A 20,471-nucleotide genomic window follows, 5' to 3' on the forward strand; every position below is an offset into this window, starting at 1 on the left:
TTATTTTTTCACCAAATCTCCTTGGTTTCGGAAAACAAGGGTGTCGTTAAAACTATCCAATAGAATGATACTATCTGTTGTAACATTTCCCGAAAGTATTTCCTTCGATAAGGCGTTCAATACTTCTTTCTGGATCACTCGTTTTACCGGGCGGGCACCGTATTGTGGATCGAATCCTCTTTCTGAAAGATAGGCAATGGCCTCATCGGTAGCATCCAAGGTGATTTGTTGTTTCTGTAACATCTTTGTTACACCTTTTAGTTGTAGACCAACGATGTCTTTGATATTCGACTTTGTTAATGGTGTAAACATTATGATATCATCAATTCGATTAAGGAACTCGGGACGCACTGTTTGTCGCAATAATGCAAGCACCTCTATTTTGGCAGCTTCCATCGCTGTATCAATGTCCTTCACGGCTTCAAATCGTTCCTGAATTATATCACTCCCCATATTGCTGGTCATAATGATGATGGTATTCTTAAAATCGGCTACCCGCCCTTTATTGTCGGTCAAACGACCTTCATCCAATACCTGTAGTAAAATATTGAACGTATCGGGATGTGCCTTTTCAATTTCATCAAGCAATACCACAGAATACGGCTTTCTACGTACGGCTTCAGTAAGTTGTCCACCTTCATCATAGCCCACATATCCCGGAGGAGCGCCTATCAACCTACTTACACTGTGGCGTTCCTGATATTCGCTCATATCGATCCGAGTCATGGCATTTTCATCATCAAACAAGTATTCGGCCAGCGCTTTGGCCAATTCGGTTTTACCAACTCCGGTAGTTCCTAAGAAGAGGAAGGAGCCAATAGGACGCTTGTCATCTTGTAGACCGGCTCTACTTCGGCGAATAGCATCACTCACGGCTACAATCGCTTCTTCCTGTCCTACCACTCTTTTGTGCAATTGTGTTTCTAGTTTCAGCAATTTCTCCCGATCACTCTGGAGCATTTTCATCACCGGAATTCCGGTCCATTTTGCAACTACCTCTGCAATATCTTCGTTGGTAACTTCTTCCTTAATCAGAGAACTACCACTTTGATTTTCTGCTAACTGGGTTTCCAATTTCGAAAGCTTTTCCTGCGCATCTTTTATTTTTCCATATCGAAGTTCTGCCACCTTTCCGAAGTCACCTTCGCGCTCGGCACGTTCTGCCTCCAGCCTGTAGTTTTCAATTTCAGTTTTTAACTGTTGAATGGAATCCACGACTACTTTTTCACTTTTCCACTTTGCATTCAGCTCATTGCGCTCTTCTTTTAAATTGGCAAGGTCTGATCGAAGTGTTTTTAGTTTTGTTTCGTCCTTTTCTCGCTTAATAGCTTCAATTTCAATCTCTAGCTGCATGATCTTTCTGTCAAGAACATCCAACTCCTCAGGTTTGCTATTGATCTCCATACGCAGTTTTGAAGCAGCCTCATCCATTAAATCGATTGCCTTATCGGGTAAAAACCGATTGGTAATATAGCGTTGAGAAAGCTCGACTGCGGCGATAATAGCTTCATCTTTGATACGTACTTTGTGATGTGTTTCGTATTTTTCTTTAATCCCACGTAAGATGGAGATAGCACTTTCGGTATCGGGTTCATCTACCATTACCTTTTGAAAACGACGCTCTAAGGCCTTGTCTTTTTCAAAGTATTTTTGATATTCATCCAGGGTAGTTGCTCCAATGGCACGAAGTTCACCTCTTGCCAAGGCAGGTTTTAGAATATTGGCGGCATCCATGGCCCCTTGACCACCACCTGCGCCAACCAATGTATGGATTTCGTCTATAAACAAGACAATATCACCCTCACTTGAGGTAACTTCCTTGATAACCGCTTTAAGCCGCTCTTCAAACTCACCCTTGTATTTGGCACCTGCAATTAAGGCACCCATATCCAGCGAGTATACTTCCTTCGATTTTAGATTTTCAGGTATATCACCATCCACAATACGATGGGCTAACCCTTCGGCAATAGCGGTTTTCCCTGTTCCGGGTTCTCCCACCAGCATGGGGTTGTTTTTCGTACGACGGGTAAGAATCTGTAAAATTCGCCGAATTTCTTCATCTCGACCAATTACGGGATCCAATTTTCCATCTCTGGCCAATTGGTTGAGGTTACGGGCATATTTATTCAATGCGTTGTAGGTTTCTTCGGCACTTTGTGAAGTAACCGAATCGCCTTTGCGCAATTCGGCAATGGCACTTTTTAGACCTTTTTCAGTGACCCCTTGATCTTTCAAGGTTTGTGCAATGCTACTTTTTGAATTAAATATCGCTAACAACAAATGCTCGATAGAAACATATTCATCGTTCATTTTTTTGGCAATGATACTTGCCTCGTTTACCGTTTTTCCGACATCACGAGAAAGTACGATATCTCCTCCCGTAACTTTTGGGAAGCTCTCCAATTGCTTATCCAGAATTTGCTGAACCAGTCCTAAGTTTACGTTCAGTTTTTTTAGAATAAAAGGAACCACATTTTCATCAACTTCAAAAATGGCTTTTAATAGGTGTTCATTTTCAATTTGTTGATGTCCAAAACTTTGCGCAAGCAGCTGTGCTTGCTGAATGGCTTCTTGTGATTTTATAGTAAAATTATTAAAATTCATAGCTGTTTACTTTTGAAAGGGTTATTTCAAAATGTACGCCATGATTAGATTAGGACAAATTGACGGCTTTAAAACGTTTAATTCGGACAAAAAGGCAGTTATGAAAGCAATTCCGAGGGAGCAATTCCAAAGCGTTCCTTAAACTTTTTATTGAAATAGGGAGAAGAAAGAATACCCACATCGTAGCGAACTTCGCTAAGCGTAAAGAATGTTCTTTGTTGCAATAATTGATAGGCTTTTTGAAGTCGAATTTCCAGTATAAACTGTACCGGTGTCATTCCTGTATACTGTTTTAAAATACGTGTGAGTTGACGCTGGCTATAATTTACACCTGCAGCGAGACTGTCTATTTTAAAATCTTCATTGCTTAGGTTTTCAATCACAATAGCTTCTATGGTTTTTAGCAGTTTTTGATCGGAACTTTCATTGTCGTTTACCAAGTCTTTATTTTGTAATTCCCAAGCCTCCCTAGCTCTTTTGTTATTTAGTAAATTTTCAATGCGCGCGGAAAGTTCATTTTTGTTGAAGGGTTTGATGATGTAATCGTCAATTCCTAGTTTAAAGCCTCGGATTTTATCTTCTTCCAGAGTTTTTGCTGAAATAAGAATAAAAGGTATGTTTTTATACTTGGCATCTTCGTTTAATTTTTTTCGCAATTCGAAACCGTCCACTTTGGGCATCATTATATCTGAAGTAATTAAATCGAAGGATTCCTGTTTTATTTTTTGTATGGCCTCTTCGCCGTCAAAAGCAAGGGTGCAATGGTGTTTTTCGGATAGGATTTCCTTTAAATAAGAAGCCATCTGTGGATTGTCTTCTACAATTAATATATTTGATTTTATTACAGATTTTGCTACTTTTTTAGGTGCTTCCGAAGGAGTGATTCCTTTTGGAGGTAATACCTTTTGTGGAATAGCTTCCGAAGCTATTTGAGGAGCAGGAAGGGTAAATATGAATGTACTTCCTTTTCCATAATCGCTTGTAACTGTAAGAGTGCCGTCCATTATTTGCGCAAGTTCTCTTGAAAGTGAAAGTCCAATACCCACTCCGCCCACCGCTTCGGCATTTTGTGATTGGTAAAAGCGTTCAAATATTTTTTCGGTTTCATCATAATGAATTCCCTCTCCTTGATCGGTTACTTGTAAAATAAGGATTTCATTTTCAAGCTCACAGTGTACTTTTATTTCTTTTTTTGAAGGGGAGTATTTAATCGCATTGGAAATAAGGTTATTGATGATTTTCTCGTTTTTTTCTAAATCTATTGACGTATAATAATTTTTGGGAATTTCAGAATGATATACCAGTGAAATCTCCTTCATCTGGGCTAATGAGCCAAATGAAAGTGCAATACGTTTTAAAGTTTCATCTAGAAGAACTATTGTTTTGTTAAGGGTAATTTTGTTTTTCTCAAACTTGAGAAGTTCCAGTATTTCATTGGCATCGCTCGTGACCTTTTTGCTGTTTTCTAATGCAATGGAAATGTTCATTTTTGCTTTTTCCGTATGATCAAAATTTTCCAACGCAAGGTTTAAATTACCCGAAATTAGCGTTAATGGGGTGCGAATTTCGTGTGCGATATTACCTAAGAATTTACTTCGTAAATCGTTGATTTCTTGCTCTTTTTGGAGTTCAGTTTCAACCAAAAGTTTTTTTCTTTTCTGCTTGTTAGTTAACCACATAAAGATCCCTAAAGCCAGTAATAATAATGCAATAGCAGAAAAAATATAGAGGTTACGCGTGTTGTTTTGTTTGGCAATAATGAGTTGCTGCTCAGCGATGGCTCTGTCTTTTTGTTCGGTTTTATATTTGGCCTCAGCTTCGGTAAAACCCGAAAGTAATTTCTTCTCTAAATAGGCCTTTGTACTATCTCCATACTGTCGGTAATATATTGAAGCCTCTTCAAAATTTTTAACAAGCTCATTTTTTTCTGCAAGGTTTCTGGATGAAACTAAAAACTGTGCCTGATCTTTTAGTTTAATCGCTAAAAGATGTGATTTTTTATAATATGCTAAGGCCTTGTCAATTTGCCCTCCTTTTACGAACACATTGGCTATATTATTAAAAACAGAAGAAAGGTATTGCTCATCGGTGGTTTCATTAAAAATATTTTCGGCTAACTTACAGTAATTAAAGGCTTTTTCAGGTAAATTGAGTTCTACTAATGCATTGCATTTATGCATATAACTTTCAGCTAAATCTTCTTGATCTTTTGTAAGTAATGAATAATGGATACATTGATCCGCTAAAGAATCAAGTGTTTTTTCTTTCCCTTTAACATCATATAAACAATAATATTTAAGAGAATACCCTCTGAAAATTAATTTGTTATCTCCTGTCCTTAAAGCAGATGAAATAGTAGAGTCTGCATATTTTAAACTTAATAAATCTTCTTCAAATAGATACATTCTAGATAAGCTATAGTAATTCTTGGTATACCAAATGTCTATAGTATCTTTTACGAACTCCTTTTTTTGTTCTAGAAAATTGAGTAATGCATAATGAAGCGTAGCGGCCTTTTTATATTCTCCGAGGTTAATATGGTTTTGTGCTTCTTTAAATTTATTTACATAATTGGTAAATGTGATATCCTGCCCAATGCAATTATGAGAAAGTAATACCAAAAAAAAGGGCAAAAGCCATTTGATGAAATACTTCATTTTATATGAGTCTTATCAAATTTACTAAAAAAAAGACCTCAATATGTGGTTTGGCAAATTTGAGCCAGCGATTGGCAAATTTGAGAAAGGGTTTGATTATTAGGCACTTTAATTTTGGTATAATCATTTTAAAGGGCACATTATGAAAACTTTACAGTATGTTATACTTGCATTAATTTTATGCGGAATAACACATGCACAGGTAGGAATAGGGACAGTTACTCCCAACGCACAACTTGATATTGTTTCCACCAATCAAGCAACACCGGCAAACACCGATGGTATTTTAATCCCTAAAATAGATGAGTTCCCCTCAACGGCACCTAATGCAGCACAAGATGGTATGATGGTCTTTGTAACGGGTTTGGGTTCACCTTCAAAAGGGTTTTATTATTGGAACAATTCTACGTCTAGTTGGGTTTCCTTAACTGACATCGGAGTTCAAAAAATTAATGATTTAAGCGACGGAAAGTCGGATAATGATGGTAGTAATGACGGATCTTCTATTTTTTTGGGTGTAAATTCAGGAACAAATGACGATGAGACAGATAACAGAAATGTAGGGGTTGGATACCAATCTCTTTATTCAAATGTGGGTGGAGGGTATAATCTTGCTATGGGATATAGAGCTATGCGAACGAATGTTTCAGGGAGTTGGAACACTGCTGTGGGATATGAAACATTACACTTAAACCAAATAGGAACCGATAATACTGCTTTAGGCTATCAAGCCCTTTATAATAATATCGATGGCAATTATAACACAGCATTGGGAGAATGGGCGCTTTATTTTAATTCTAGTGGAAGCAATAATACAGCCGTTGGTTATGGTGGATTGCGCAATAATACTATTGGTAATGGTAATACTGCATTTGGTTATGCCTCTTCTTGGAACAATACATCGGGTAATGCTAATGTCTCTTTTGGTTTTTATTCATTATTTGCAAATACGATCGGGTCTTGGAACACTGCCATTGGGAGTGAAACTTTACGAAGCAATACTATTGGAGGGAATAATTGTGCCATAGGGTATCGAGCCATGTATAGTAACACATCGGGTAATGGTAATGTAGTCTATGGTAATTTAGCGATGTATTCTAATATAGGGGGTGTAGATAATACTGCCATGGGATTTAACGCTATGTATACTAATGCGGCGGGTTCGCAAAACACTGCAATTGGTAAAGATGCATTATATAAAAATAATGGTTCATTTAATACGGCTATTGGATATACGGCATTAAACAATAACACAACAGGTTTCCGAAATACCGCGATAGGCGCTACAGCTATGTATCAAAATGTATCGGGAATTTATAATACGGCAATAGGCAGTAGGTCATTAACTGGTAATACCGATGGAGACTTTAATACTGCTATTGGGGCTGAAGCAATGGTAGTCAATACTACAGGGAATTACAATACCGCCGGAGGATACCATTCGCTCTACCTTAATCTTACAGGAGAGCGTAATTCTGCTTTTGGGTTTAGATCGCTTCGTGATAATACAAATGGTATTAGAAATACTGGAATTGGCTACGAAGCGCTTAGGAGTAATACCACAGGTATTAACAACACGGCTATTGGAGATAACGCTATGGCGAATATTGTTTCTGGTAATCACAATACTGCCATGGGTTATTTTGCATTTTCTACAGTATCAAATATTGCTAATTCTATGGCATTAGGTTATAATGCACAAGTTAATTCAAGTAATACCATTGTATTAGGAGATAACAATATTTCATCTATTGGAGGATTTGCCAATTGGACAAATATATCAGATGGCAGGTTCAAAACTAATATTAGACAAAATGTAAAAGGAATTGATTTTATCATGAAATTAAGACCGGTAACCTATCAATTAGATGTTGATGCCATTGCAGCTTTTTACAGAACTCCAGACAGTGTAAGGCTAAAGGATACCGAACAGTCAAAGGTATCTGAAATTCAAATAGGATTCATTGCACAAGAGGTTGCCAAAGCAGCTTCTGATCTTCAGTTTGATTTTCATGGTATAGATTTTCCTGAAAACGAAAATGATCATTACGGCTTGCGATACGCAGAGTTTGTACCTGTATTGGTGAAAGCACTACAAGAACAACAAAAAGAAATTGACAACTTAAAAAAAGAGGTTTCAGAATTAAAAAATCTGGAAGCACGAATTCAAATACTAGAATCAAAATTAAATAGGTAATTTTTTCGAGGAGTGCCCTTAAACCTGTCCGATTTTGGGGAATCGGGCAGGTTTTTATCATTTCTTTCAGAAAACTACAGTAAGAAAAATGTACTTTTGAAAAAAAAAGCATGGGATTTTTCGACAAATTTAAATCGCAACACAATACGACCAAGGAAGATGTAAAAAAAGTGCCCTGGCATCGATTGACTTCCTTAGATCAACTTGCAACAATTACTGAAGAATCTAAATCAAAACCGATAGCTATTTTCAAACATTCTACCCGTTGTGGTATCAGCCGTATGGTGTTGCGGCAATTTGAAGGTAGTTATTCTCTTGAAGATGAAAAGATAAAATTGTATTTTTTGGATTTACTGAATCATAGGGATGTTTCCGATGAAGTAGGCTATAAATTTCAGGTGATACATCAAAGTCCGCAGTTACTGATTATAAAAGACGGGAATACGGTGCATCATGCTTCGCATCATAGTATAGATGCTTCTGTTTTAGAAAAATTTGTATAAAAAAAGCTCCCAATGGGGAGCTTTCAATTTAGCGTATTGCGTTATTTTTTAATATATCCTTCAACCTAAGCTTTATATCCTCTCCGGCATCGAACACCATTTGCTCAGCACTTGGAAAATGAACGTAATGATTGTTTATTAGATTCCAGTCATCCGTATCAAGAGCTCGCTTATCACCGCGATACGTGGCAAACACATTTTCGAAGATAAACTCGGTAGCCAATGGATAGCTATTGAGGTCACGTCTGGCAATGAGATCCCTATATACAACGTCTCCACCCACCAGAGCCGATTTGGTCTGTTCGGTCATGAACAGGCGAGCAGAGATTGTTACAAATTTGTCGATCTTGATAGCATTTCCAAGACTGTCCTTGACAATGTCCCCGTTTCGGTCACGTTTGTATTCCCAGCCGTCTTTGATTGTTTTTTTTCTAAGCTCTTCTTTTTCAAAGATGCGTTCAGGGGAAATGGCAATTTCCCTAAAATTTAAGGCAATCCCGAAATTGTAATCAATATTTTGTTGTCGTTCGTTATGGTATTCGGTCCAAAAATCATCTAAACCGTAGGTATTAAAATCTAACAGATCCCGCTCCAAACGATGTGGAATGATCTGTCCGCTTCGGTTATTGAGCGACACAAAAACAAAATCGGTTCCATAAAAGTGGGCGTCGTCTTTTAGTTGCCTTACATCTTTATAATTAGGTTGTAATTCATCTATTTCACAATATACATGATAGGCTGTGCGGTAATCGGCGATGGTATTTCTATTCATATAGCGACCTGCTTCGGCATACAAATACTCTGTAAATGCTTTTTTAGAAGCGATAATGTCTTTTGAATAATCTACCAATTTGAATTTGGCATTTCTACCTAAGGCATTGCTATACAGAGGAAGCAACGGACGTAATAATTTTTGTCTATGTTCAAGATCTGTATACAAATGGTAGATCTCGCGGGTAGTGGCAGGATTCTTTTCCTTTTTCAGAAAAGAAATACGACGATTATCCTCATCGGCTGCCTTACTAAATGCCTCTTCCAATAGGACAATGTGCGCATCATTTTTTTCTGAATTTTTATCCTTCTGAAGTTTTTTTATGGCCAATTCGATCGACCGATCGTAATCTCCCTTAGCCAACAACTTTTGGTTTCTTTTTACACTATTACACGCTACGAGCAATAGTGCCAGACTGAATATGGTAATAGTATGTCTCATAACAAATCTATTTTGGTTATGATAGGAGAATTACAATTGTGATGCCAAACTTAAAAAGGGTGCGCCGGAAGTACTTTCCCGCTGCATTCACCAAAGCCAATTCGCACCTTCTCATTTTGGCAATAGCCACGAAGAATGACCGTATCATTATCGTTGATGAATTTACGCTCAGAGCCGTCATTTAGTTTGATTGGGTTTTTGCCTTTCCAGGTCAATTCCAACATCGATCCATACGAATCTTTGGTAGGCCCCGAAATAGTGCCACTACCCATCATATCCCCGCTACGAACATTACAACCGTTCACGGTATGATGCGTCAATTGCTGCGCCATCGACCAATACATATATTTAAAATTCGATTTGGATACCATGGTTTCTTCACCACCTTCGGGCATGATGGACGCTTCCAATTTGATATCGTAGTTCTTCTTCTTACCGTGTTTTAAGTAGGGTAGTGGTTCTGGATTTTGAACAGGCCCCTCTACCTTGAAGGCTTCCAATGCATCTAAGGTTACAATCCAAGGAGAAATTGTTGAAGCAAAGCTTTTCCCAAGAAAAGGTCCCAATGGAACATACTCCCATGCCTGAATATCTCGGGCACTCCAATCGTTAAATAAGACCAATCCGAAAATATAGCTTTCGGCTTCGGCTATGGGCACACGTTTCCCTAAATCGTTTGAATCGGTGGTGATAAAGGCCATTTCCAATTCAAAATCCAATAACTTGGTTGGACCAAATCCGGGAATTGCATAGTCGCCTGGTTTGGTTTGCCCGATTGGTCTGCGTATTGGTGTACCTGATGGAATAATAGAAGAACTTCTTCCATGGTATCCAATAGGTATATGCAACCAATTGGGAAGTAAGGCGTTTTCTGGATCGCGAAATAAGGAACCTACATTGAATGCATGTTCCTTACTGGCATAGAAGTCGGTATAGTCACCCACATCCACAGGTAATTGCATTTCAACCTCGTTCATAGTGAATAAGACCTTTTGACGATGTTCCATATTATTTTTAAGGGTCTCATTGCTTTCTAAAAACAAATCGGAAATACGATTTCGGACCAACCGCCAGGTTTTTCTTCCATCGGCAATAAAATCATTTAAACTGTCTTGTAAAAAAATATCGTCGGTGAGATCAATTCCCTTAAAGTATCCCAACTGATGTAAGGCACCCAAATCAATAGCGTAATCGCCAATACGGGTACCAATGGTAATGATATCGTCTCGTGTTAAAAATACGCCGAATGGAATATTTTGAATGGGGAAGTCGGTGTTCGAAGGCGTATCCAGCCACGTTTTTCTCGATGGGTCGTTGGCAGTTAATGGCATAGCAGAATTTTTGTTGTTTGTAAAATGTTAATCAAATATATAATTTCTGAGGAACTAACCACAAGCTTTTACTATTTTTGATTTTTATTAACTTTTTCTGAAAAAATATGCAACGCGACGAACAGATATTTGAATTGATAGAAGCCGAAAAACAACGCCAATTTAACGGATTGGAACTTATCGCTTCCGAAAATTTTGTGAGCGATCAGGTGATGGAAGCAGCCGGATCTGTATTGACCAATAAATACGCCGAAGGCTATCCCGGAAAGCGTTATTACGGCGGTTGTGAGGTGGTAGATGAAGTAGAACAAATAGCCATCGATAGGGCCAAGACACTTTTCGGTGCCGAGTATGCCAACGTGCAACCACATAGCGGTTCGCAGGCAAATACCGCAGTTTTTGCCGCCTGTTTACAACCGGGAGATACCTTTTTGGGATTCGACCTGTCTCATGGAGGTCATTTAACACACGGTTCTCCGGTGAATTTTTCGGGAAAATTATACAATCCCATATTTTATGGAGTTGAAGAAGCCACAGGAATGTTGAATTACGATAAGATTGAAGAAATTGCTGTTCGTGAAAAACCAAAAATGATCTTGGCGGGTGCTTCGGCCTATTCCAGAGAGATCGATTACAAACGCTTCCGCGAGATTGCAGACAAAATAGGCGCCATCCTATTTGCAGATATAGCGCATCCTGCAGGATTGATAGCCAAAGGCATTATTAGTGATCCTATTCCGCATTGTCACGTGGTCACTACCACAACCCATAAAACCTTGCGCGGACCACGCGGGGGAATGATCCTTATGGGAAAAGATTTTGATAATCCTTTCGGAATTACGCTAAAGAATGGTAGTCTTCGAAAGATGTCTTCTCTACTTGACAGTGCAATTTTCCCGGGAAACCAAGGCGGACCTTTAATGCATATCATTGCGGCCAAAGCCATTGCCTTTGGTGAAGCCCTTTCCGATGACTTTTTGCATTATATGATCCAGGTGAAGAAAAATGCGGCGGTCATGGCAAAAGCGTTCATGGACAAAGGCTATAAGGTGATCTCCGGAGGCACCGATAATCATATGATGCTAATCGATCTTCGCAACAAGAATCTAAGTGGTAAAGATGCCGAAGAAGCCTTAGGGAAAGCAGATATTACGGTAAATAAGAATATGGTGCCCTTTGATGATAAATCTCCCTTTGTGACTAGTGGCATTAGGGTAGGGACCGCCGCTGTCACGACTCGGGGATTAGGTGAAAAGGAAATGTTGCAAATTGTGGAAATGATAGATGAGGTGCTGACCAATTATCAGGATGAAGACAAATTAGAAACCATTTCTAAAAAAGTCCACCAAATGATGGCAGATCGGCCTTTGTTTAAAAGGTAGGAGATGAAATCCCTTACAACAGAACGTCTTAGGCTTCGGGCATATACTCTGGAAGACGCTCCTTTCATTCATAAACTTATGAACAGCGAGGGGTGGTTAAAATACATAGGGGATAGAGATATTCACTCTGTCGCCGATGCCGAAGCCTATATTGAAAAACACTATTTGAGTAGCTATGTAACCCATGGATTTGGTGCGTTTATAGTAGAATTAAAAGCGACCGGACAGTCCATTGGATCTTCTGGATTGTATAAACGTGAACAATTTGAACACCCGGATATTGGTTTTGCCTTCCTTCCCGATTACTTTAATATGGGATATGCATACGAGGCAGTTTCGGCTACCATGGACTTCGCACGAAATGACTTAGACTTTGATACCATCTTAGGAATCACCTTACCCAAAAATCACAGCTCGATCAAATTACTTAACAAACTGGGTTTGAAGGAAGTCGATAGGGTGAAAATTAAGGAGGATGACGAAGAATTGTTGCTTTTCTCCACCAAATCCTAATTTTTTCATACATTTATAAGTAGTTGTTTTAAGACAATTTTCCATGTAATTTCTGAAGCATGAAGCAATATTACTTGTTTGTTTTCTTGATCTTCAATAGCTCATCCTCGCTATGGACACAGATTCAGTTTAGTGAACAATCCGCACTTTTGGGCTGTGAAAATTCTTCGTATGGTGTGGGTACTTTGGGAGGAGGTATCTCCTTTTTCGATTTTAATGCAGATGGTTGGGACGATATAACGGTGTCTTCTGAATTTGGAGAACCCATTCGCTTCTTTCAAAATAATCAGGGGTCCTTTGCACAGATCAACCTTAATTTTTCCGATCAATTAGCCGAAACCAAGACGGTACAATGGGTCGATTTCGATAATGATGGCGACTACGACCTGTTTTCGGTGAGTAATACCCATGCCTACCGATTGTATGAGAACGATGGGAATATGCAGTTTTCCGATATTAGCCCTGCTGCCGGCCTTGCTGTGCCCGATTACGATGCCTGGGGTGGTTCTTGGGGTGATTACAATAATGACGGTTGGTTGGATCTTTTTATCAGCTCTCGTGACCTGAATAACAGTGCTATTCACAACCGACTCTATCGCAACAATGGGGATCAAACCTTTACAGATGTCACCGTGAGCGTAGGCATCTCAACCAATGATTATACGACCTTCTGTTCGGTGTTTTTCGATTATAATAATGACGGGTTACAAGATATTTATATGGCAAACGATCGTCCGTGGAATTTGAATATTTTATATGAAAACAATGGGGATGGCACTTTTACCGATGTGAGTGCTGCTTCAGGAGCCAATGTTGGTGTTTCGGCCATGTCCAACACTATAGGTGATTATAATCGAGACGGTTGGTTGGATATCTATATTACCAATACGCCCGAAGGAAATGTTTTTCTGAAAAATAATGGCGATGGCACATTTACCGATGTAGCCCAAACCAACGGAACCTTCATGGAATCGTATGCCTGGGGTGCCGTTTTTATCGATGCCGAAAATGACGCCGATCTAGATTTGTATGTAAGTAGTTTGTTTACCGATGCACAGTCGCAGTATTTGACATCCGCTTTTTATGAAAACAACGGCTCGGGTATGTATACAATTCCAACCAATGCCGGATTCGAGAATGATGTGGGGCGAAGTTATGCCAATGCTATGGGCGATATAACCAATGACGGATATCCCGATATGTGTGTATTGAACTTTCAGCCGGATGATATTTACCTTTGGCACAATCTCAGCCCGCAAACCAATAATTGGATTAAGATCAAATTACAAGGAGATGTGAGTAATCGGCAGGGGATTGGTTCTTGGTTAGAAATTTCGGTCAATGGACAGAAACAGTACAACTATACCTTATGTGGTGAGGGGTATATTGCACAGAATTCGGGTTATGAGTTTTTCGGAATTGGTTCGGCAACTACCATAGATTATATTAAAGTTACTTGGTTAAGCGGCATTGTAGACATTATTAATAACCCGCCCATCAATATTCACGGCACGCTAGTAGAGGGCAGCAATGTCTTGGCTGTTGGTGAGGAGGTTGCTTCGGAAGGGACTGTTATTGTATTTCCGAATCCTACGCAGGGCATCCTTCAGGTACAAATTCCGAGAGAATTACTCCCAACTTCAGTACGAATGACAGATGCACAGGGACGGATTCTTTTTTCAGAAAAATTGGAATCACTTTCAGAAGTATTAGATATTTCGGCCTATTCCAAAGGAGTATATTACCTCATTTTTGAAAATTACGGAGTGAAAAAGGTACTAATTCATTAAAATGAATTTTAAACAGAAAAACAAATTATCTATGGTATATATTCAAAATCTTATAAAACCGAAACTACTATTATTTTGCTGCTGCATTTTGGTGGCATGCAATACGACAACTTCGGAAGAAACCCAGCCGGAGGCGGATCCATTGAGTACTGCCGAAGCTCTCCAAGCCAATAAAGAAGCCTTCACAGCGGTGATGCAAACGCATTTGGATGCGGTATCAAACAGAGACCTTGTACGATTGCAAGAAACAATGTCTCCCAATGGAAATATGCTACTTATATTACCCGGTTCCGAAATAATTGATTCGGTAGATGGTTTTATGGACTATCATAGAGAGTGGTTTGCGATGCCGGACTGGACTTTTGAAACTAAGATTTTAAATACCGAGGTAGGAAAAGACCTGGGTATGGCAATCACAGAAATCGTTTATCGTGAACCCAAACGAGACGGAGTACCATATTTTAACAGAATGATCGTGAGTTATGTACTTCAAAAAATAGACGGGAAGTGGTATGTAATAAAGGATCACGCCAGTTCCGTAGAAAAATCGACCGATAAAAAATCATAAATTCGTGTGTTAATCAATTTATAATACTACCTTCGCAGCTTAATTATTTAATTTTATTATAATGCAAACAGGCACAGTAAAGTTCTTCAACGATTCCAAAGGATTTGGTTTTATCACTGAAGACGACACAAACAAAGAACATTTTGTACACATTTCAGGTTTGATCGATGAGATCCGTGAAGATGACAAAGTAGAATTTGAACTTAAAGAAGGTAAAAAAGGATTAAACGCAGTAAACGTAAGAGTACTATAATATTTCTTTCACTTTTTGAAGTAAAGAGCCCATCGTTAGATGGGCTTTTTTATTGGTTACAAACAAGAAGGATTATGGTTTTACCTGAATGTTTCCTCCTTCTATCTGATAGAGTTCAATTCCATAGTCGATGGTACAATCCAATGGATCCGGATTATTGCCTAATCTGGTAATTTCATCAGGATCAGCATTGTTACCTTCGCCATTATCAATTACTTTAAACCAAATACCCCAACCAACTCCGTCGGGATTATCACTCCAGGAGGTAATAATTCCTGATAATTGAGCGGTATTTCCCATAACTTGAAGGCAGTCAATATCAAATTTAATTTTTAATAAACCACCACCATAAGTCAATACACCATTTCCTTGGATACTTCCATTATTTTTCTCTCTGGCGTGAAAAGAAAAATGTCTTATGGATCCATCGGGATTCGTTAATGTTCCCTGCCCATTTGCCGAGGGGCCACTTCCTCGATTGGATGTTCCGTCGATTTCTATTACCAAATTTTCAGATTCATTGGTTAGTTGCTCTTTTTCGCAACTTGAAAGTATTATCATACATCCACTTGCGATTGCTACAGCCCACAGCCTTAGCCGTGAAATTCTAATTACAGTGCTCATAATATAAAATATTGGTTAATACTCTAATCTAAACCGCAACTATAAAATAGCTACAATGATAAAATGGGGATAAGTCAATAATTAAATGAAAAGGGTTTAATAAAAGAGGAGTTGTAATCTACAATTAAATATACAAATTATTTTCTAATGCACTGATCTTTAGTAGTATAAATTTATAGAATAAAAGAGCCCATCGTTAGATGGGCTTTTTATTATTATATAGCTTGTAAAACCTAATCCTCGACCGGAAAAACAATACTTTCGTAGGCGCCTGCATCCGAAGGGTTTGCTCTGGTAGTTCCATTGAGATCAATGGCGACAGGAGGTGTGGTAGGTGTAATTCCCAGATTTTCGGCACCTGAGGTTCCCATCTCTATATTGAAATTGTTTAAGTTTTTGTTCTGAAATACCGGATCTACATTCCGAAGTATGTTTTCATATAAATTGGTATCGCTGAATAGATAATTGGGGTCATCTTCAAAATCGCCATTTGGATCTTCAAATCGAATCAAGCTATTCGTAAACCTAAAATCGAAATCGGCTCCCGGGATATTGAAAAGACCAAGCTCTCTTTGTTCACTTCCGTAAATAATACAATTGTTGAAACGGGCAAACATATCTACCCCATTGTTCTCATCCAGTACATTGTCCAGCTGAACCGTTGGGAAACTTCTGAAGCTGCCGGTCCAATAATTTGCAAAGGTACAATGATTGAAGGTATAGGTACCACCAATAGAACAGGCCAATGCCGACTGCCCCGCATTGTTAATAACCATATTCTCACCGTAGACGTTTCCACTTCTTGCCAATAATCCTACATTGGCTGTATTATAGATTTGCACATTTTTAAGGGTTAAGGTGCGATCTCCGTCGTTGCTGTCCATTAAGATTCCCACCACATTATTTTTAATAGTGGTGTATTCAAATTCGTTGTTGGTGCTCCCTGCTGTAAGCCAAATGGTGCCCCATTGCCCCGGAATATCGGCAAATCCCGGTTCCAGGCGATCTCCTTCAAAAATGATCTCATTTTCCATGAGTTCAGGATCGTTGCTGGGTAAACCAATCGATTTGATCGATCCGGTATTCGCTACTAAAATACCGCTATTGGCATGGAAGTGCACACGGGCTCCAGGTTGCACGGTGAGTGTTTTACCAACATCCACAGCGGCATAGCCGTAAATAACATAAGGTTTTTCATTGGTAAAGGTCAATTCGGAATCATCCAGAAAGAATCCTTCAATCAAAATATCGTTACCATCGTCGTCCATCCCCAAGTTTAAGGTTTCAAAAATACCATCGCCCAAGTCTGCGGGGAAAAGGAAAACCGCATCCTGAACCAAGGTCACCAATTCAACTTTTTGTTCGTTGGCACCACTGTCAAAAAGAATCTGGTCTGTATATATGAATGCATTATCGGGATTCGGAAAATTAGCTATATCAATGGTTGTTTCAACAAAAATGAAGATACTGTCCTTTGCCAATACCTGTACATTTTCAAACACTTTCCCCGGTACGCCGTCGACGTTCAGTCGATAGTAGGAAGCCTCTCCTTCGCCCAAGCGCAGTGTGGGTATATTGATATCTTCGTCGCTTCGGTTGTAGACTTTTAAATTGTAAGTGCTAGAGCCAATATTTGAAAAAATGGTGTCTAGGTATACCGTATCACTTGAAAACTCAAGGTTTCCTGTACTGGGAACACTTTCAAAATCATTACGGCAAGAACTCCATAAAACGAGGCACGAGAGTAGTGCCAATCCGTATAAATACTTCATTAAAAATAATTTTCAGTAAAAATATAACTTTTTATAAAGCTTATTATTGTTAACCTAAGAAGTTTTCAATAAGAAACAATGGCAGATCGTCCATTACTACCCCAAAACGAGGTTCGATACTACTTCAAAATGGCGCGTTACTTTTCCTTTATTTCTATTTTAAACAGTTTGTCCCAGTTTTTTCCGGTCACATAGATAATGTTGGGTTCTCCCTTATAAGCAATGCCGTTTAGCACATCCAATTTATCGTGTTGTGCCACTTTTTTCTGAAGTCCTTTCATGTCGATTACGCCTTCTACAGCTCCCGAAGCAGGGTTGACAATGGCAATGGCATCCCGCTGATAGACATTGGCATAAATTTTTCCATCCACCCATTCCAGTTCGTTCACATTAGGGATCTTGCTGGTATTTGTATAAATTTCAATAAATCCTTCTTCCGTTAGGGTCTCCGCATTCAACGTCCAAATCTTTTCGGTGCCATCACTTTTATAAATTGCCTTCCCGTCGTTACACAGTCCCCATCCTTCCTTGCTTTTCCCATAGGCAAAGGTACCCGTCTTTTTAAACGAATTGAGGTCGTATATAAATCCTGTGTTTTCACGCCAAGTAAGTTGGAAGATCTTATTGTTTAAAACAGTTAAGCCCTCCCCGAAAAATTGATCTTCTAAGGCAATTTTTTCAAAAACGGCTCCTGTTTTATAATTGGTTTTGCGCAACGAAGAGGAGCGATACTGTCCGGTACTTTCATAAAGGGTGTCGTTCACAAATTCAAGACCCTGGGTATAGGCTTCGATATCGTGTGGATAGGTTTCCAGAATGCTGTAGGTGTATAATTTTGGTGTTTCTGCCGCTACTATGGTTATATTTTTTGTGATGGAATAGGAGGTTCCCTCTGAAGTGATTGCGGCCGTGAGCGAGCGAACACCTAATTTTTGATCTTCCAACTGAACAATGGTTTCCTTATTTCCCGAATTGGAAGCAATTTCGGTGCCATCCAACAAATAGGTAACCGATTCAATTTCCGTATTTTTTTTACTTTTTACAGAAACTACAAAATTTTCGGTGGGGTTGAATGATTTCTTTCCGCTCTTTATTTGGATGGAAAAAAGATCAGCATCACTTTCCGAACCACTTCCGCAGCCGGCAATTAACAGTACTAAAAGCGTCAGGGTGACAAGGTTATAAACTTTCATGGGCCTCTTCAATTTTTTGGCAAGTTATTTATTAAAATCTAGAACTAAAAATTCTTGTATCAACTTACAAATTGCCGTATATTTGCACCGGCAAGTCCTACACAACCAGCTCCTGTTGAATCCCCCAGGGCGGGAACGCAGCAAGGGTATACGGTCGTAGCGGTGTGATGTAGGTAGCTTGCCATTTTTTGTGCGCTATATTCTCGTGCGCAACCGATTTTTGTACTGCAATTTGGAAAAGTAGTACCGTAACCGCATCTTTGTCTCTCGCAAGCAAATACTATGGCTAAAGTTGTTCTAATTACAGGTGGTTCTTCAGGAATTGGAAAGGCAATCGCCGAATTCCTTTCTGAAAAAGGGCTTAGCGTGTATGGCACAAGTCGATCTCCCGAAAAATATACGGCTGTTTGCAATTTTCCGTTGTTAAAAATGGACGTTTTAGACCCTGCATCGATTTCCGAAGCCATTGCTGAAATTATTCAAAAGGAGGGCAGAATAGACGTGGTTATCAATAATGCTGGGGTCGGTATTACGGGCCCTATTGAGGAAACGCCCATGGCCGAAATTAAAAAGGCATTCGATACCAATCTGTACGGCCCGCTCTATGTGATGAAAATGGTGTTGCCACAAATGCGCAAGCAACAAGGCGGACAGATATTGAACATTACCTCGATTGCAGGATATATGGGATTGCCGTATCGCGGGATCTACAGCGCTACCAAGGCGGCGCTCGAAATTACCACCGAAGCATATAGAATGGAAGTGATGCAATTCGGAATTCGAATGACCAATATCGCGCCAGGCGATTTTGCTACCAATATTGCTTCGGGGCGGTATCACGCACCCTTGCTCGATGATTCCCCCTATAAAAAGGCGTATTCAAATACATTGGATATGATGAATGCGCATGTGGAACAGGGCGAGGACCCGAAAGAAATGGCCCGTGCTATCTACAAAATAATTCAGGCAGAGAATCCGCGGATTCATTATAAGGTGGGTGCTTTTCTTCAGAAATTTTCCATTGTCTTAAAAAGAATCCTACCCGACAAGCTCTACGAGCGCATGTTGATGAACCATTATAAGCTGAAATAAAATTCAAGCTTTTACTCGAAAAAATATTTTTAACAGAAAGGTTTCAAAGCCCTTTAATCTTGTGTACTTTTGCAACAACTTATACCGCTAATCCATTACATAACAAACAGTAGATACAGATGAAATTTTTTATTGATACGGCAAATTTAGATCAAATACGCGAAGCCCAGGACCTAGGAGTTTTGGATGGGGTAACTACCAATCCATCGTTGATGGCCAAGGAAGGAATTACTGGACGAAACAACATTCTAAAGCATTATGTGGCTATTTGTAATATAGTGGATGGAGATGTCTCTGCGGAAGTGATTGCAACCGATTTTGAAGGTATGGTAAGAGAGGGCGAAGAGCTGGCCGAATTGCATGAGCAGATCGTAGTTAAAGTGCCTATGATTAAGGAGGGTGTGAAGGCCATTAAATATTTTTCAGATCGCGGAATAAGAACGAATTGCACATTAGTATTCTCTCCGGGGCAGGCATTATTGGCTGCAAAAGCCGGGGCAACCTATGTTTCTCCTTTTATTGGCCGATTGGATGATATTTCGACCGACGGTTTGAACCTAATTGCCGAAATACGATTAATCTACGATAATTATGGATACGACACCCAAATACTTGCGGCTTCGGTACGTCATACCATGCATGTGATAGAATGTGCTAAATTGGGAGCCGATGTAATGACAGGACCATTATCTTCTATTGAAGGCTTATTGAATCACCCACTTACCGATATTGGATTGGCTAAGTTTTTGGCCGATTACAAAAAAGGAAATTAAAGAAAA

16 protein-coding genes and 1 other RNA gene are annotated in these 20,471 nt (G+C 39.3%); 10 read left to right on the top strand and 7 right to left on the bottom strand.

Annotation, left to right across the window (positions count from 1 at the left end):
• On the bottom strand, positions 1 to 2,604 hold the full coding sequence (gene clpB, locus K8F54_RS02700) for an ATP-dependent chaperone ClpB (RefSeq protein ID WP_290786640.1): 2,604 nt from the start codon (positions 2,602 to 2,604) through the stop codon (positions 1 to 3).
• Between the two features lie 98 nt (positions 2,605 to 2,702).
• Positions 2,703 to 5,261, bottom strand: coding sequence for an ATP-binding protein (locus K8F54_RS02705; protein ID WP_290786642.1), 2,559 nt, complete (start codon positions 5,259 to 5,261; stop codon positions 2,703 to 2,705).
• A gap of 142 nt (positions 5,262 to 5,403) precedes the next feature.
• On the opposite strand from K8F54_RS02705, the gene K8F54_RS02710 reads away from it, so the two are divergent.
• Together K8F54_RS02710 and ytxJ are read left to right on the top strand one after the other, a co-directional pair.
• A complete protein-coding gene (locus K8F54_RS02710; RefSeq protein WP_290786644.1) occupies positions 5,404 to 7,458 on the top strand; it encodes a tail fiber domain-containing protein in 2,055 nt (684 codons plus the stop codon).
• 110 nt (positions 7,459 to 7,568) lie between these two features.
• Positions 7,569 to 7,961 carry a bacillithiol system redox-active protein YtxJ gene (gene ytxJ, locus K8F54_RS02715; protein ID WP_290786647.1) on the top strand — a complete coding sequence of 131 codons (393 nt, stop codon included), beginning with the start codon at positions 7,569 to 7,571 and terminating at the stop codon, positions 7,959 to 7,961.
• 28 nt (positions 7,962 to 7,989) lie between these two features.
• Here the strand turns inward: ytxJ and K8F54_RS02720 are convergent, their stop codons facing one another.
• Both K8F54_RS02720 and fahA read right to left on the bottom strand, forming a co-directional pair.
• Positions 7,990 to 9,174 (bottom strand): hypothetical protein, encoded by a 1,185-nt coding sequence (locus K8F54_RS02720; RefSeq protein ID WP_290786649.1) that lies wholly within the window; start codon positions 9,172 to 9,174, stop codon positions 7,990 to 7,992.
• A 50-nt stretch (positions 9,175 to 9,224) separates the two neighbouring features.
• Entirely contained in the window at positions 9,225 to 10,505 is a 1,281-nt protein-coding gene (gene fahA, locus K8F54_RS02725; protein WP_290786651.1) for a fumarylacetoacetase, read from the bottom strand.
• Between the two features lie 107 nt (positions 10,506 to 10,612).
• Between fahA and glyA the strand changes: the two genes are divergently transcribed.
• The 5 genes from glyA to K8F54_RS02750 all read left to right on the top strand — a co-directional run bounded on the left by glyA (position 10,613) and on the right by K8F54_RS02750 (position 15,011).
• Positions 10,613 to 11,887: a serine hydroxymethyltransferase gene (gene glyA, locus K8F54_RS02730; RefSeq protein ID WP_290786653.1), complete on the top strand. Its 1,275-nt coding sequence runs from the start codon at positions 10,613 to 10,615 to the stop codon at positions 11,885 to 11,887.
• Positions 11,888 to 11,890: 3 nt separating this feature from the next.
• Positions 11,891 to 12,400 carry a GNAT family N-acetyltransferase gene (locus K8F54_RS02735; protein WP_290786655.1) on the top strand — a complete coding sequence of 170 codons (510 nt, stop codon included), beginning with the start codon at positions 11,891 to 11,893 and terminating at the stop codon, positions 12,398 to 12,400.
• Positions 12,401 to 12,459: 59 nt separating this feature from the next.
• A complete protein-coding gene (locus K8F54_RS02740; protein WP_290786658.1) occupies positions 12,460 to 14,190 on the top strand; it encodes an FG-GAP-like repeat-containing protein in 1,731 nt (576 codons plus the stop codon).
• Positions 14,191 to 14,221: 31 nt separating this feature from the next.
• Positions 14,222 to 14,758: a nuclear transport factor 2 family protein gene (locus tag K8F54_RS02745; RefSeq protein ID WP_290786660.1), complete on the top strand. Its 537-nt coding sequence runs from the start codon at positions 14,222 to 14,224 to the stop codon at positions 14,756 to 14,758.
• A 61-nt stretch (positions 14,759 to 14,819) separates the two neighbouring features.
• On the top strand, positions 14,820 to 15,011 hold the full coding sequence (locus K8F54_RS02750) for a cold-shock protein (protein WP_100804256.1): 192 nt from the start codon (positions 14,820 to 14,822) through the stop codon (positions 15,009 to 15,011).
• A gap of 72 nt (positions 15,012 to 15,083) precedes the next feature.
• On the opposite strand, the gene K8F54_RS02755 is transcribed toward K8F54_RS02750, so the two are convergent.
• From K8F54_RS02755 to K8F54_RS02765, 3 genes are all read right to left on the bottom strand, one after another.
• The gene (locus K8F54_RS02755) at positions 15,084 to 15,635 is read right to left on the bottom strand and encodes a hypothetical protein (protein WP_290786664.1); all 552 of its coding nucleotides are present in this window, start codon (positions 15,633 to 15,635) and stop codon (positions 15,084 to 15,086) included.
• 233 nt (positions 15,636 to 15,868) lie between these two features.
• Complete coding sequence (locus K8F54_RS02760) at positions 15,869 to 17,407, bottom strand: hypothetical protein (RefSeq protein ID WP_290786666.1); 1,539 nt, start codon at positions 17,405 to 17,407, stop codon at positions 15,869 to 15,871.
• Positions 17,408 to 17,544: 137 nt separating this feature from the next.
• Positions 17,545 to 18,600, bottom strand: a complete 1,056-nt coding sequence (locus tag K8F54_RS02765) for a glutaminyl-peptide cyclotransferase (RefSeq protein ID WP_290786669.1) — start codon at positions 18,598 to 18,600, stop codon at positions 17,545 to 17,547.
• 88 nt (positions 18,601 to 18,688) lie between these two features.
• Between K8F54_RS02765 and ffs the strand changes: the two genes are divergently transcribed.
• The 3 genes from ffs (at position 18,689) to fsa (ending at position 20,465) form a co-directional block, all read left to right on the top strand.
• An RNA gene (gene ffs, locus K8F54_RS02770) (signal recognition particle sRNA small type) lies at positions 18,689 to 18,787 on the top strand.
• 95 nt (positions 18,788 to 18,882) lie between these two features.
• Positions 18,883 to 19,692, top strand: coding sequence for an SDR family oxidoreductase (locus K8F54_RS02775; RefSeq protein ID WP_290786671.1), 810 nt, complete (start codon positions 18,883 to 18,885; stop codon positions 19,690 to 19,692).
• A gap of 119 nt (positions 19,693 to 19,811) precedes the next feature.
• Positions 19,812 to 20,465: a fructose-6-phosphate aldolase gene (gene fsa, locus K8F54_RS02780; protein ID WP_290786673.1), complete on the top strand. Its 654-nt coding sequence runs from the start codon at positions 19,812 to 19,814 to the stop codon at positions 20,463 to 20,465.
• Positions 20,466 to 20,471 lie beyond the last annotated feature (6 nt).

The organism is Altibacter sp. (assembly GCF_019913785.1).
Lineage (GTDB): Bacteria > Bacteroidota > Bacteroidia > Flavobacteriales > Flavobacteriaceae > Altibacter.

Coding starts and splice junctions, on each gene's coding strand:
- clpB (WP_290786640.1), bottom strand. CDS start 2,604: ATGAATTTTAATAATTTTACTATAAAATCACAAGAAGCCATTCAGCAA.
- K8F54_RS02705 (WP_290786642.1), bottom strand. CDS start 5,261: ATGAAGTATTTCATCAAATGGCTTTTGCCCTTTTTTTTGGTATTACTT.
- K8F54_RS02710 (WP_290786644.1), top strand. CDS start 5,404: ATGAAAACTTTACAGTATGTTATACTTGCATTAATTTTATGCGGAATA.
- ytxJ (WP_290786647.1), top strand. CDS start 7,569: ATGGGATTTTTCGACAAATTTAAATCGCAACACAATACGACCAAGGAA.
- K8F54_RS02720 (WP_290786649.1), bottom strand. CDS start 9,174: ATGAGACATACTATTACCATATTCAGTCTGGCACTATTGCTCGTAGCG.
- fahA (WP_290786651.1), bottom strand. CDS start 10,505: ATGCCATTAACTGCCAACGACCCATCGAGAAAAACGTGGCTGGATACG.
- glyA (WP_290786653.1), top strand. CDS start 10,613: ATGCAACGCGACGAACAGATATTTGAATTGATAGAAGCCGAAAAACAA.
- K8F54_RS02735 (WP_290786655.1), top strand. CDS start 11,891: ATGAAATCCCTTACAACAGAACGTCTTAGGCTTCGGGCATATACTCTG.
- K8F54_RS02740 (WP_290786658.1), top strand. CDS start 12,460: ATGAAGCAATATTACTTGTTTGTTTTCTTGATCTTCAATAGCTCATCC.
- K8F54_RS02745 (WP_290786660.1), top strand. CDS start 14,222: ATGGTATATATTCAAAATCTTATAAAACCGAAACTACTATTATTTTGC.
- K8F54_RS02750 (WP_100804256.1), top strand. CDS start 14,820: ATGCAAACAGGCACAGTAAAGTTCTTCAACGATTCCAAAGGATTTGGT.
- K8F54_RS02755 (WP_290786664.1), bottom strand. CDS start 15,635: ATGAGCACTGTAATTAGAATTTCACGGCTAAGGCTGTGGGCTGTAGCA.
- K8F54_RS02760 (WP_290786666.1), bottom strand. CDS start 17,407: ATGAAGTATTTATACGGATTGGCACTACTCTCGTGCCTCGTTTTATGG.
- K8F54_RS02765 (WP_290786669.1), bottom strand. CDS start 18,600: ATGAAAGTTTATAACCTTGTCACCCTGACGCTTTTAGTACTGTTAATT.
- K8F54_RS02775 (WP_290786671.1), top strand. CDS start 18,883: ATGGCTAAAGTTGTTCTAATTACAGGTGGTTCTTCAGGAATTGGAAAG.
- fsa (WP_290786673.1), top strand. CDS start 19,812: ATGAAATTTTTTATTGATACGGCAAATTTAGATCAAATACGCGAAGCC.